The organism is Pseudomonas sp. SED1, assembly GCF_034044025.1.
GTDB lineage: Bacteria > Pseudomonadota > Gammaproteobacteria > Pseudomonadales > Pseudomonadaceae > Aquipseudomonas.
The window spans coordinates 1-12,550 of the sequence record NZ_JAXCIS010000166.1; the positions used below are offsets into that span (position 1 = coordinate 1).

Genomic DNA, 12,550 nt, shown 5'->3' on the forward strand with positions numbered 1-12,550 from the left:
GTGACCCGCTGTAAGAGCGGAACCATAAGCAGCCGTTACCGCAGCAACGGATATGTACACCAAACCACAACGCCCCCCCCTGTTGGCCCACTTCTTGCTAAAGAATCCCCACAGGTAGCCAACGGCGGTTGCCCCCTCCACGACAAAGACGTCGCACACCCGGTTTGCCCTCGCGAACCCGGTGGCGGCGTTTTTTCGTTTTGGCCCCATAGCCCGGGGCCGGTGGGGCGGCCACAGCCGTTCCATCACCAGGCCTTCTTATAAGACCCCTTTACCGCTGAGGTGCGTGATGAAATCAAGCTTCTGGAAATCCGGCCACACCCCAACCCTGTTCGCCGCGTTCCTGTATTTCGACCTGAGTTTCATGGTCTGGTACCTGTTAGGCCCACTGGCGGTGCAAATCGCCGCCGACCTGCACCTCACCACCCAACAACGCGGCCTGGTGGTCGCCACCCCGATCCTCGCCGGCGCAGTGCTGCGCTTCCTGATGGGCATGCTCGCCGACAAACTCTCGCCCAAGACCGCCGGCCTGATTGGCCAGGTGATCGTCATCTGCGCCCTATTCGGCGCCTGGAAACTCGGGATTCACAGCTACGAACAAGCCTTGCTGCTGGGGATGTTCCTCGGCATGGCCGGTGCCTCGTTCGCCGTCGCCCTGCCCCTGGCGTCCCAGTGGTACCCCGCCGAGCATCAGGGCAAGGCCATGGGCATCGCCGGCGCCGGCAACTCCGGGACAGTATTTGCGGCCTTGCTGGCACCCGTACTGGCCGCCGCATTTGGCTGGAGCAATGTGTTCGGCTTTGCGCTGATCCCGCTGATCCTGACCCTGATCGTCTTCGCCTGGCTCGCCCGCAATGCCCCGCAACGGCCCAAAGCCAAGTCCATGGCCGACTACTTCAAGGCACTGGGCGACCGCGATAGCTGGTGGTTCATGTTCTTCTACAGCGTGACCTTCGGCGGTTTTATCGGATTGGCCAGCGCCCTGCCCGGCTACTTCAATGACCAATACGGCTTGAGCCCGGTGACCGCCGGTTACTACACCGCTGCCTGTGTGTTCGGCGGCAGCCTGATGCGGCCTTTGGGCGGCGCCCTGGCCGATCGTTTTGGCGGGATTCGCACCCTGCTCGGCATGTACGGCGTGGCCGCGATCTGCATCGCGGCGGTGGGGTTTAACCTGCCAAGTTCCTACGCCGCCCTGGCGCTTTTCGTCTGCACCATGCTCGGTTTGGGTGCAGGAAACGGCGCAGTGTTCCAACTGGTGCCCCAGCGTTTTCATCGGGAGATCGGCGTCATGACCGGCCTGATCGGCATGGCCGGCGGCATCGGCGGTTTCGCCCTGGCAGCGGGCATGGGCGCGATCAAGCAAAGCACCGGCAGCTATCAACTGGCACTGTGGTTGTTCGCCAGCCTAGGCGTGCTGGCATGGTTCGGCCTGTACGGCGTCAAGCGTCGTTGGAGAACCACCTGGGGCTCGGCAGCGGTGACGGCTGCGCGGGTCTGATGAGCCTGCAACTGAGCTTCGCCCAAGCCAGCGCCACCGGCCCTCGGCAGGAAAACCAGGACGCCTTGCGCCTGGTCACGCCAGCCCCGGAGCTGGCCGCCAGCAAAGGCTACCTGTGCGCCATCGCCGATGGCGTCAGCCAATGCGCCGATGGCGGACTGGCTGCTCGTTCGACCTTGCAAGCCCTGGCCCTGGACTACTACGCCACGCCGCAAACCTGGGGCGTGGCCCAGGCCCTGGAACGCTTGCTGGTGGCACAGAATCGCTGGCTGCAAGCCAACGGCGGCGGCCAGCCGTTGCTGACGACCCTGAGCGCTCTGGTGTTTCGCGGCCAGCGTTTCACCCTGGCCCACGTGGGTGATTGCCGGGTGTATCGCTGGCTCGATGGCGAGTTGCAGCGCCTGAGCCAAGAGCACGTGTGGGAGCAACCGGGCATGCAGCATGTGCTCAAGCGCGCCATGGGCCTTGATCAACATCTGGTACTGGATTTCCTCGACGGCGAGTTGCGGGCCGGCGAGTGTTTTCTGCTGCTCAGCGACGGTGTGTGGGCGACCCTGGATGACAACCGCATCAGCGCAATCCTGCGGGAACAGTCGGACCTGAACCTCGCAGTCAATACCTTGGTCAGCGCTGCGCACCTGGCGGGCAGTCAGGACAATGCCAGCGCCCTGCTGGTGCGTGTCGACCAGCTTGGTGCTGCCACCCTGGGTGATGCACTGGTGCAGTTGCAGCAATGGCCGCTGCCGCCGCCCTTGAAAGCCGGCCAGCGTTTCGAAGGCTGGCAGGTGGAAACGCTGCTGGGGCAAAGCCGCCAATCCTTGCTCTACCGGGTGCGCGATGCCCAGCAACAGGCCTGGCTGCTGAAAACCTTGCCGGTCAGCCATGACGATGACGTGTTCGCCGCCCAGGCATTGCTGTCGGAGGAGTGGTTCCTGCGCCGCGTCGCCGGCCGCGCGTTTCCTGAAGTCCATCCCGCCAGCGGTCGTCAGCATTTGTACTACGTGATGCGCGAATACGCCGGGCAAACCCTGGCCGAACTGTTCAAGCACCAGGGCCCACTGCCCCTGGCGCAGTGGCAGTCCCTGGCCGAACGCCTGTTGCGCGCGGTCGGGCTGCTGCACCGCCGGCAGATCCTGCACCGAGACATCAAGCCGGAAAACCTGCTGCTGGGCGACGATAACGAATTGCGCGTGCTGGATTTCGGCCTGGCCTACTGCCCCGGGCTTTCCGAGGATCGCGCGCACCTGCTGCCTGGCACGCCGAGTTTTATCGCCCCGGAAGCCTTCAACGGCGAACGCCCTACTCCGCAACAGGATTTGTATAGCGTCGGCGTGACCTTGTATTACCTGCTCACCGGGCATTATCCCTACGGCGAAATCGAAGCTTTCCAGCGCCCCCGGTTCACCGCGCCTGTCAGCGCCAGCCGTTACCGCCCCGACCTCCCCGACTGGCTGCAACAAAGCCTGGAGCGCGCCGTCGCCGCGCAACCCGAGCAACGTTATGAAACCGCCGAGGAATGGTTGCTGGTGCTAGAGCAGGCAGACCGCCGCGAGTTGAGCACGCGACCAAAACCACTGCTGGAGCGCGAACCGCTCAAGGTCTGGCAAACATTGGCGGTGCTGTCGCTGCTGATCAATCTGGTGCTGTTGTACTGGCTGTTGCACCACTAAGAGGCGAAATCCCCCGACACATCGGCGCCAGACCGAACAAATCCGGCCAAACCGCCACTTGGCACAACCACTGCATTAGCTTTTCCATCAACACACATATAGCCGCACCTTCAACGTCGAAGGTCGAGCTTCCCGAGAGAACGGGACCAGGACAAAGGCGTCCTCGCTACTTATCTAGCGGGGACGCCTTTTTTTGTTGCGCACGATTTGTCGAGCCACTGCGGAGAACGACATGAAGAAACTCAAACTGGTGATGATCGGCAACGGCATGGCCGGGGTTCGCACCCTTGAAGAATTGCTCAAGCTGAGCAGCGACCTGTACGACATCACCGTCTTCGGCGCCGAGCCCCACACCAATTACAACCGCATCCTGCTGTCGCCGGTGCTGGCCGGTGAGCAGACCTTCGAAGAGATCGTGCTTAACGATTTGAGCTGGTACCTCGATAACAACATCAAGTTGCTGCTCAACCGCAAAGTGGTGCAAATCGACCGGGTCAAACGCAAAGTCATCGCCGAAGACGGCAGCGAGGCCGAGTACGATCGCCTCCTGATCGCCACCGGCTCCACGCCGTTTATCCTGCCGATCCCCGGCAATACGTTGCAGGGTGTAATCGGCTACCGCGACATCGCCGACACCCAGGCCATGATCGACACCGCCAAGACCCACAAGCACGCCGTGGTGATCGGCGGCGGGCTGCTGGGCCTGGAGGCCGCCAACGGCCTGATGCTGCGCGGCATGCACGTGACTGTGGTGCATATCGGCGAGTGGCTGTTGGAGCGGCAACTGGACAAGACCAGCGGCCAACTGCTGCAAACCGAACTGGAAAGCCGCGGCCTGGTGTTCCGCCTGCAGGAACAAACCCAAGCGCTGCATGACGCCGGCAACGGCCGCGTCGGCTCGGTGCAGTTCAAGAATGGCGATGTGATCCCCGCCGACCTGGTGGTGATGGCTGCCGGTATCCGCCCCAACACCGAGCTCGCGGAAAAATCCGGCATCCCGTGCAACCGTGGGATTCTGGTCAACGACACCCTGCAAACCTACGACCCGCGCATCTATGCCATCGGCGAATGCGCCAGCCATCGCGGGATCGCCTATGGCCTGGTCGCACCGCTGTTCGAACAGGCAAAGGTCTGCGCCAACCACCTCGCCCAGTTGGGTTTCGCGCGTTATCAGGGTTCGGTGACCTCCACCAAATTGAAAGTCACTGGCATCGACCTGTTCTCCGCCGGGGATTTCATGGGTGGCGAAGGCACCGAAACCATCACCCTTTCCGACCCGATTGGCGGCGTCTACAAGAAGCTGGTGATCAAGGACGACATCCTCGTCGGCGCCTGCCTGTACGGCGATACGGCTGACGGCGGTTGGTATTTCCGGCAGATCCGTGAGAACCATGCCATTGGCGAGATCCGTGATCACCTGATGTTCGGCGAAAACGCCATCGGCGATGTAGGCCACCAAGGCCAGGACAAGGCCATGAGCATGGCCGACAGTGCTGAAGTCTGCGGCTGCAACGGCGTGTGCAAGGGCACCATCGTCAAGGCGATTCAGGAACACGGGCTGTTCAGCGTCGACGACGTGAAAAAACACACCAAGGCCGCCAGCTCCTGCGGCTCCTGCGCCGGTTTGGTGGAACAGATCCTGATCAACACCGTGGGCGGCGCAGCGGACGTCAAACCGAAAAGCGAAAAAGCCATCTGCGGCTGCAGCGACCTCAACCATGGGCAAATCCGCCAGGCCATCCGCGACCAGCACCTGCTGACGATCGCCGGCACCATGAGCTACCTGAACTGGCGCACCCCGAACGGCTGCGCCACCTGCCGCCCGGCACTCAACTATTACCTGATTTCCACCTGGCCCGGCGAGGCGAAAGACGATCCGCAATCGCGCCTGATCAACGAACGGGCCCACGCCAATATCCAGAAAGACGGTACCTACTCGGTAGTCCCGAGGATGTGGGGCGGTGTGACCAATCCGTCGGAACTGCGGCGCATCGCCGATGTGGCCGACAAGTACAACGTGCCGATGGTCAAGGTCACCGGCGGGCAGCGTATCGACTTGCTGGGCATCAAGAAGCAGGACTTGCCCGGTGTATGGAAGGATCTCGACATGCCGTCCGGCCATGCCTACGGTAAATCCATCCGCACCGTGAAGACCTGCGTTGGCAGCGAGTTCTGCCGCTTTGGTACGCAGAATTCCACACAGCTGGGGATTGAGCTGGAACATGACCTGTTCAATATGTGGTCGCCCCACAAGGTCAAGCTGGCAGTGTCCGGCTGCCCGCGCAACTGCTCGGAGGCAGGGATCAAGGACGTGGGAATTATCGGCGTCGATTCCGGCTGGGAGATGTACATCGGCGGTAACGGCGGGATCAAGACTGAAGTTGCCGAGTTCTTCGTCAAGCTGAAAACCGCCGAAGAAGTGCGCGAATACAACGGCGCTTTCCTACAGCTCTACCGGGAAGAAGCCTTCTACCTGGAGCGCACCGTGCACTACCTGCAACGGGTGGGCATGGAGCACATCAAGAAGGCCGTCCTGGAAGACCCGGCGCGGCGCCAGGCGCTCAATGACCGCCTGCAATTCTCCCTGTCGTTCGAACAGGACCCGTGGAAAGAACGCCTGGAACAGCCACTGCTGAAAAAGGAGTTCGACACCCTCCCCGTCAAACTGCTGGAGGTGCCGGCATGAACTGGCTGGATATCTGCGCCCTTGAAGAAATCAACGCCCTGGGCTCGCGCATCATCACCGGGCCCAAAGGTGACATCGCGATTTTTCGTACCAGTGACGACGAAGTTTTCGCCCTCGACGACCGCTGCCCGCACAAGGGAGGTCCACTGTCCCAAGGCTTGATCTACGGCAAGCGCGTGGCCTGCCCGCTGCATAACTGGCAGATCGACCTGGAGTCCGGTGAAGCCCAGGCACCGGACGTCGGCTGCGCCCATCACCACCCGGCCCGTGTGGAAAACGGCCGGGTGATGCTGGCCCTGCGGGACGCCGGTTGATGAACCGCCAGACCACCGCGTCCACCTGCTGCTACTGCGGGGTCGGTTGCGGCGTGCTGATCGAGCATGATGGCTCGCAGATCCTCGGCGTCAGTGGCGACCCGAGCCATCCGGCCAACTTCGGCAAGCTGTGCAGCAAGGGTGCAAGCCTGCATCTTACTGGCGATCTTGCTGCCCGTGCGTTGTACCCGGAACTGCGGCTGGGCAAAGGCCTGGGCCGCACCCGCACTGACTGGGACACCGCCCTGGAACACGCGGCCAATGTGTTCGCCGAGACCATCGCCGAACACGGGCCGGACAGCGTGGCGTTTTATATCTCCGGGCAGTTGCTGACCGAGGATTACTACAGCTTCAACAAACTCGCGCGGGCGCTGGTGGGCACCAACAATATCGACAGCAACTCGCGGCTGTGCATGTCTTCGGCGGTGGTCGGCTACAAGCGCAGCCTGGGGGCCGACGCGCCGCCCTGCAGTTATGAGGACCTGGAGTCGAGCGACTGCGTGATGATCGTCGGCAGTAACATGGCCTACGCGCATCCGGTGTTGTTCCGTCGCCTGGAGGAAGCCAAGGCCCGTCGGCCACAGATGAAGGTGGTGGTGATTGATCCTCGGCGCACCGACACCTGCGACCTGGCGGACCTGCACCTGGCGATCCTGCCGGGTACGGATGTCGCGTTGCTCCATGGGATCTTGCACTTGTTGTTGTGGGAAGACTGGATCGACCGCGATTTTATCCAGGCCCATACCGACGGGCTGATGGAGCTCAAACGCCTGGTTCACGACTACACGCCGCAGATGGTTACGCAGCTGTGCGGGATCAGTATCGAGCAACTGCGCCTGTGCGCAGAATGGGTCGGCACCTCGGCGAGCTTCCTGTCGTTGTGGTGCATGGGGCTGAACCAGTCCACAGCAGGCAGCGCAAAGAACAGCGCGCTGATTAACCTGCATCTGGCGACCGGCACCATCGGCCGTCCGGGCTGTGGACCTTTCTCCCTGACGGGTCAGCCGAATGCCATGGGTGGACGGGAAACAGGAAGCTTGTCGAATCTGTTGCCAGGCCATCGTGAGGCTGCCAATCCTGAACATCGGGCAGAAGTGGCCGCGTATTGGGGTGTAGAACAACTCCCCGCCAGCACCGGGCTCACGGCCATCGAACTGTTTGAACAGATGCAGGCTGGCAAGATCAAGGCACTGTGGATCGCCTGCACCAACCCGGCCCAATCACTGCCTGACCAAAACAGCGTGCGCCAGGCCCTGGAGGCGTGTCCGTTCGTGGTGCTACAGGAAGCCTTTCGTACAACCGAGACCGCACGTTTCGCCGACCTGTTGTTGCCGGCGGCGAGCTGGGGCGAGAAAGAAGGCACAGTCACCAACTCTGAACGGCGCATTTCCCACGTCCGGCCGGCCATCGTCCCTCCAGGGGAAGCGCGGCCGGACTGGGCCATCACCGTGGATTTTGCCCAGCGCCTGGAGCGGCGTCTTCGTCCCGGAAAACCGGGTCTTTTTGCCTTTGAGCAACCCGCGCAGATCTTTGAAGAATACAAATTGCTGACCCGTGGGCGCGACTTGGACCTCTCGGGTATCAGTCACGCCCTGCTGGACCGGATCGGCCCACAGCAATGGCCATTCCCGGCCGATGCCGTGGGCGGAACACCGCGTCTGTATACCGACGGGATTTTCCCTACTGAGACTGGCCGTGCGCACTTTGTCGCCGACCCTTATCGCGCCGCCAAGGAGCAGCGTGATGCGCGTTTCCCACTGACCCTGATCACCGGGCGCCTGCGGGACCAATGGCATGGCATGAGCCGCACGGGTACTGCTGCGCAGCTGTTCGGGCATGTCAGTGAAGCGTTGCTCAGCCTGCACCCGGATGAACTGCGCCGACATCGTTTGAAGGAAGGTGACCTGATCAGCCTGAAAAGTCGGCGCGCCAGCGTGATCGTGGCGGTCAACAGCGATGACAGCGTGCGTCCCGGCCAGGCTTTCCTGCCGATGCATTGGGGCGACCGGTTTCTTAAAGGTGGCGTAAATGCGCTCACCCAGCCGGCGTTCGATCCGCTGTCCAAACAGCCGGAACTCAAACACAGCGGCGTGCGCCTGGAGGCGGTGCAACTGCCCTGGCACTTGTTTGCGCTGATTGAGGGCGATGTGCAGCAACACTTCGAAGCGTTGCGACCGCTGTGTGAGGGCTTTGCCTACGTCAGCCTGAGCCTGACCGGGCGCGAGCGGCCCGCCCTGCTGATTCGTGCGGCGCATCACGAGGCGCCTGCGCTTGACCTGCTCAAGCAGATTGACCAGTTGCTGGGCCTCAATGACGGTCCGGTCATGGCCTACGACGACCCGCGGCGCTCCATTGGCAAGCGGGTAAAAATTGAAAAGGGCCGTATCACCGCGATCCGTCTGGCCGGCGAAACCCTGGCTCGCCACTGGTTGCAAAGACTGTGGTTGGAAGGTCGCACCGATGAACAGTTGCGACGCTGGCTGCTGGCGCCATTGAGTGCGCCACCGGGGGGCGGTTCGACCCGCAACAAGACGTTGTGCAACTGCAGGAACGTCAGCGAAAACGCGGTCTGCGCCGGCATTGCCCGGGGCCTGGACCTGAATGGGCTGAAGCAGGAGTTGGGTTGCGGTACGCAATGCGGCTCCTGTGTGCCGGAAATCAAACGGCTATTGGCGAACGGCACGCAGCCAATCGCGATCACGGTGTGAGGAAAGCATATGAGCGCAAAAGTCTGGCTGGTGGGCGCAGGTCCCGGCGATCCGGAGCTGCTGACACTCAAGGCGGTGAGAGCCCTGCGGGAAGCCGATGTGGTGCTGATCGATGATCTGGTCAACCCGGCGCTGCTGGAGCATTGCCCCACTGCACGGCTGATCACCGTGGGTAAACGCGGCGGTTGCCGTTCCACACCACAGGCATTTATTCATCGCCTGATGTTGCGCTATGCCCGGCAAGGCAAATGCGTGGTGCGGCTCAAGGGCGGCGATCCGTGCATTTTTGGTCGCGGCGGCGAAGAGGCGGCATGGCTCAGGCAGCAAGGGGTGGAGGTGGAGTTGGTCAATGGCATTACGGCGGGGCTGGCCGGTGCAACGAACTGTGATATTCCGCTGACACTGCGCGGTATCAGCCGGGGCGTCACGCTGGTCACGGCTCACACTCAGGACGACAGCAGCCTCAATTGGCGAGCACTGGCCGAGGGTGGTACGACGCTGGTGATTTACATGGGTGTGGCCAAGTTGGGGGAGATTCGCCAACAGTTGCTGGAAGGTGGAATGAGCGACGACATGCCGGTGGCGATGATTGAAAACGCTTCATTGCCACAGCAACGTGAGTGTCGCAGCAGCCTTTCCCGGATGCAGGACGATGCACAGGATTTCGTCCTGAAGAGCCCGGCAATCCTGGTGATTGGCCGGGTAATCCAGGCAACGCAAGCGGTTGAGGCCCTGGCCAGCGCTACTGCGTGAGACAAATTGCAGGCGAAAAAAAGCCCGGCCTAAGCCGGGCTTTTTTCTACAACTCAGTAATTACTGAGCTGCTTGTGCTTCTACCGAGGCTTCTACGCGACGGTTGATAGCACGGCCAGCTTCAGTTGCGTTGTCAGCAACTGGGCGGGATTTGCCATAACCAACCGAGCTTACACGGTTAGGAGCAATACCGTCTTTGACCAGGACTTGCTTAACAGCGTCAGCACGACGCTGGGACAGCTTCTGGTTGTAAGCGTCAGGACCGACGGAGTCAGTGTGACCTTCAACAACGGTGGTGGTTTGTGGGTACTGTTTCATGAAGTCAGCGAGGTTTTTCACGTCGCCGTAGCTGTTAGGCTTAACAACCGACTTGTCGAAGTCGAACTTCACGTCCAGCTCAACACGAACAACCTGAGCAACCGGAGCTTCTGGCTCTGGAACTGGCTCTGGAGCTGGTGCTGGGGTAGGAGCTGGAGCAGTTTTGCCAGCGTTGCCGCCGAAGTTTACGCCCAGACCAACCAGTGCCGAGTAGTCCCACTTGCCGTTGTCGATAGCGTAGTCAGCTTCAACGCCAGCACGTGCGAACAGGTTGTCGGTGAAGTAGTACTTCACGCCAGCGCCAGCGATAGCCAGGGTCGATTGATCGCGACCTTTGTGACCATCAGCTTCAACGTTGGTACGGCTCTGGTGGCCGAAACCGCCCTCTACGTATGGACGCAGGGAGTCGACACCAGCTTGACCGAAGTGGTACTGGGCAGTAACGCTGCCGGTATCACCTTTGATCTTCTGGCTACCAGTACCGTCGTTCGAACGGGTGTGGTTGGTAGTGTCGTAGTTCAGGTTGATCGACACGTCGTCGGTCAGGAAGTAACCGATGCTGGCGCCAGGGTTGAAGCCGTCTTCGATATGCTTAACGCTATCGTTGAACTGCTTTTTGTAGAACAGCTGGCCTTCAACTGCGCCTTGGCCTTGTGCCAGAGCGCCGACTGAAGTGGCAGCAATAAGAGTACCAATGGCCAAGCCCAAGGTGTTTTTCAGTTTCATCCGTTAAATCCCCATCTGGTGATTGTAAAGCAGTCCCACATACCGGGGGACAACTCGGCGACAAGTCTAACAGAACTTGCCTACACGTAAGAGATATTTGCCACGCACTAAGTTTCAGTGCTGACCGCAAATTTCTCACGTAATTTATCAAGAGCGCGTTTGTAACGCATTTTTGTAGCACTCAAACCCATATGCATGATGTCAGCGATCTCCTGAAACTCCAGCTCTGCGACAAATCGTAGCACCAGAATTTCCCGGTCAATCGGATTCACATACACCAGCCAGCGATCGAGTCCGCCCTTCTCTTCCGGGGTTGGCGCCTTTTCTTCAGACGCTTCCTCAAGTGGGTCCAGACTCAAAGCATCCATCAAGCGACGCTTTCGCCGTTCCTTCCGATACTGCGTGATGCACTCGTTGTACGTGATGCTGTAGAGCCATGTCTTGAACTTCGATTTGCCCTCGAAGTTCTTCAGGCCGTAGAGCACCTTGAGCATCACTTCCTGACAGACATCATCCGCATCTCTATCGTTCCCTAAATACCTTGAACAAACGTTGAACAGAGTGCGTTGATACCTGCGCATCAATTCTTCGTACGCGCGTGTTACGTGAAACAGCTCCGTGTGCGAGCGCGCGACCAACTCCTCATCAGAGAGCTCACGGGGGTCATAGCGCGTGGACAGCGTTTGGGCTTTATTCAAAACAAGTCGTGCCGACAGTCAGGTCAATGTCCGCCAGAGTCTGGATACCCAGGTTCGCGGCGGCGTACATTAGCAGGATTCGCCGGGTTAGCGGCTAGTCACATGCTGTTCCAGCAAGATCCGGTTCGAAAGCGACACCAGTTCGCCGTCGTCAGTCAGCACTGTCGTCTTGACCGTGCCGATCTCCTCGATCTGCCCTTCGACCTCGCCCACACGCACTTGTTGCCCAACCTGATATAGCTCACGCACATAGATTCCCGCAAGAATCTGCCCGGCAATTTCCCGGCTTCCCAACCCCATGGCCAGCGCAACGGCCAGACCAACGGTAATCAAAACAATCACAATCACGTGGTTCAGCAGGTCAGTCTTGACCTCCAACTGGCTGATCGCGACCGAAATACTGATGATAATCACCAGGCCCTGGGCTATTCGCCCCAGGCCGCTGGCGTAATCCAGCCCGACGCCTTCAGCCGCCCCGCGCACCAGGCCATTGGCCAGTTGCGCCAGCAAAACCCCTACCAGCAGTACCAGCGCGCCACCGAATACCTTCGGCAAATATAGCGCCAACATGTCGAGCGTAGCTGAAACTCGTTCAAGTCCAAGTGATTCAGCCGCAGAAACCAGAAAAATCAGCAAAACAAACCAATAAACGATCTTGCCGATCAATGTCGAGATCGGTACCTGCAATCCGGCACGCCCCAAAATCTTGGTCAGGCCGGTACCACCCATCAATCGATCAAGACCCAGTTTAGCCAGCAATTTGGAAAGCAGGGTGTCGAGCAGCTTGGCCACGACAAACCCCAGCAGTACCACCACCAATGCACCAAACAGGTTGGGAATGAAATTCGCCACCTTGGTCCACAGTGCAGTCATTGCAGTTACCAGACTCTGGGTCCAGAGATCGAGTTCCATATTCATTCAGCCTTATCAGCAGTGCGAGCAAGAGGTTTACGACGGGAAACCGGTGAAACGTGGGCCGAACCATTGTTCAACGCCATCATCAATGCCGGCAACCAGCGGCCGAGCAGACCGAACAGATCCCCCGCCCCGACCTGGCGGTTGGCGGTTTTCAAAACGCGACCCAGGCAAGCATCGTCGTCCCGGTTGGATGGCGAGGCATTCAGCATGTCACGCAAAGACTGTTCGAACGGATCGTGCATAAAAAACCTCTCGCAA

The 12,550-nt window shown here is 60.4% G+C and carries 10 protein-coding genes; 6 read left to right on the plus strand and 4 right to left on the minus strand.

Features of this window, described 5'->3' with window-relative positions; all coding sequences use genetic code 11:
- The first annotated feature begins 289 nt into the window (after window positions 1–289).
- The 6 genes from SNL23_RS21000 (at window position 290) to cobA (ending at window position 9,632) form a co-directional block, all read left to right on the plus strand.
- On the plus strand, window positions 290–1,501 hold the full coding sequence (locus SNL23_RS21000; protein ID WP_093200446.1) for a nitrate/nitrite transporter: 1,212 nt from the start codon (window positions 290–292) through the stop codon (window positions 1,499–1,501).
- Window positions 1,501–3,171: a bifunctional protein-serine/threonine kinase/phosphatase gene (locus tag SNL23_RS21005; protein WP_318303380.1), complete on the plus strand. Its 1,671-nt coding sequence runs from the start codon at window positions 1,501–1,503 to the stop codon at window positions 3,169–3,171. The genes SNL23_RS21000 and SNL23_RS21005 overlap by 1 nt, the downstream gene beginning before the upstream one ends.
- 232 nt (window positions 3,172–3,403) lie before the next feature.
- On the plus strand, window positions 3,404–5,857 hold the full coding sequence (gene nirB, locus SNL23_RS21010; protein ID WP_076017178.1) for a nitrite reductase large subunit NirB: 2,454 nt from the start codon (window positions 3,404–3,406) through the stop codon (window positions 5,855–5,857).
- Window positions 5,854–6,171 carry a nitrite reductase small subunit NirD gene (gene nirD, locus SNL23_RS21015; protein ID WP_063032355.1) on the plus strand — a complete coding sequence of 106 codons (318 nt, stop codon included), beginning with the start codon at window positions 5,854–5,856 and terminating at the stop codon, window positions 6,169–6,171. The genes nirB and nirD overlap by 4 nt, the downstream gene beginning before the upstream one ends.
- On the plus strand, window positions 6,171–8,879 hold the full coding sequence (locus tag SNL23_RS21020; RefSeq protein WP_318303371.1) for a nitrate reductase: 2,709 nt from the start codon (window positions 6,171–6,173) through the stop codon (window positions 8,877–8,879). The genes nirD and SNL23_RS21020 overlap by 1 nt, the downstream gene beginning before the upstream one ends.
- A gap of 9 nt (window positions 8,880–8,888) precedes the next feature.
- On the plus strand, window positions 8,889–9,632 hold the full coding sequence (cobA, locus tag SNL23_RS21025) for a uroporphyrinogen-III C-methyltransferase (RefSeq protein ID WP_318303372.1): 744 nt from the start codon (window positions 8,889–8,891) through the stop codon (window positions 9,630–9,632).
- A 60-nt stretch (window positions 9,633–9,692) separates the two neighbouring features.
- Here cobA and SNL23_RS21030 read toward each other — a convergent pair whose 3' ends face one another.
- The 4 genes from SNL23_RS21030 to SNL23_RS21045 all read right to left on the minus strand — a co-directional run bounded on the left by SNL23_RS21030 (window position 9,693) and on the right by SNL23_RS21045 (window position 12,534).
- Entirely contained in the window at window positions 9,693–10,676 is a 984-nt protein-coding gene (locus SNL23_RS21030) for an OmpA family protein (RefSeq protein ID WP_076017175.1), read from the minus strand.
- A gap of 107 nt (window positions 10,677–10,783) precedes the next feature.
- Window positions 10,784–11,374 carry an RNA polymerase sigma factor SigX gene (sigX, locus tag SNL23_RS21035; RefSeq protein WP_076017174.1) on the minus strand — a complete coding sequence of 197 codons (591 nt, stop codon included), beginning with the start codon at window positions 11,372–11,374 and terminating at the stop codon, window positions 10,784–10,786.
- 87 nt (window positions 11,375–11,461) lie between these two features.
- Complete coding sequence (locus SNL23_RS21040; protein ID WP_008432650.1) at window positions 11,462–12,286, minus strand: mechanosensitive ion channel family protein; 825 nt, start codon at window positions 12,284–12,286, stop codon at window positions 11,462–11,464.
- 2 nt (window positions 12,287–12,288) lie between these two features.
- The gene (locus SNL23_RS21045; RefSeq protein ID WP_003215011.1) at window positions 12,289–12,534 is read right to left on the minus strand and encodes a hypothetical protein; all 246 of its coding nucleotides are present in this window, start codon (window positions 12,532–12,534) and stop codon (window positions 12,289–12,291) included.
- Window positions 12,535–12,550 lie beyond the last annotated feature (16 nt).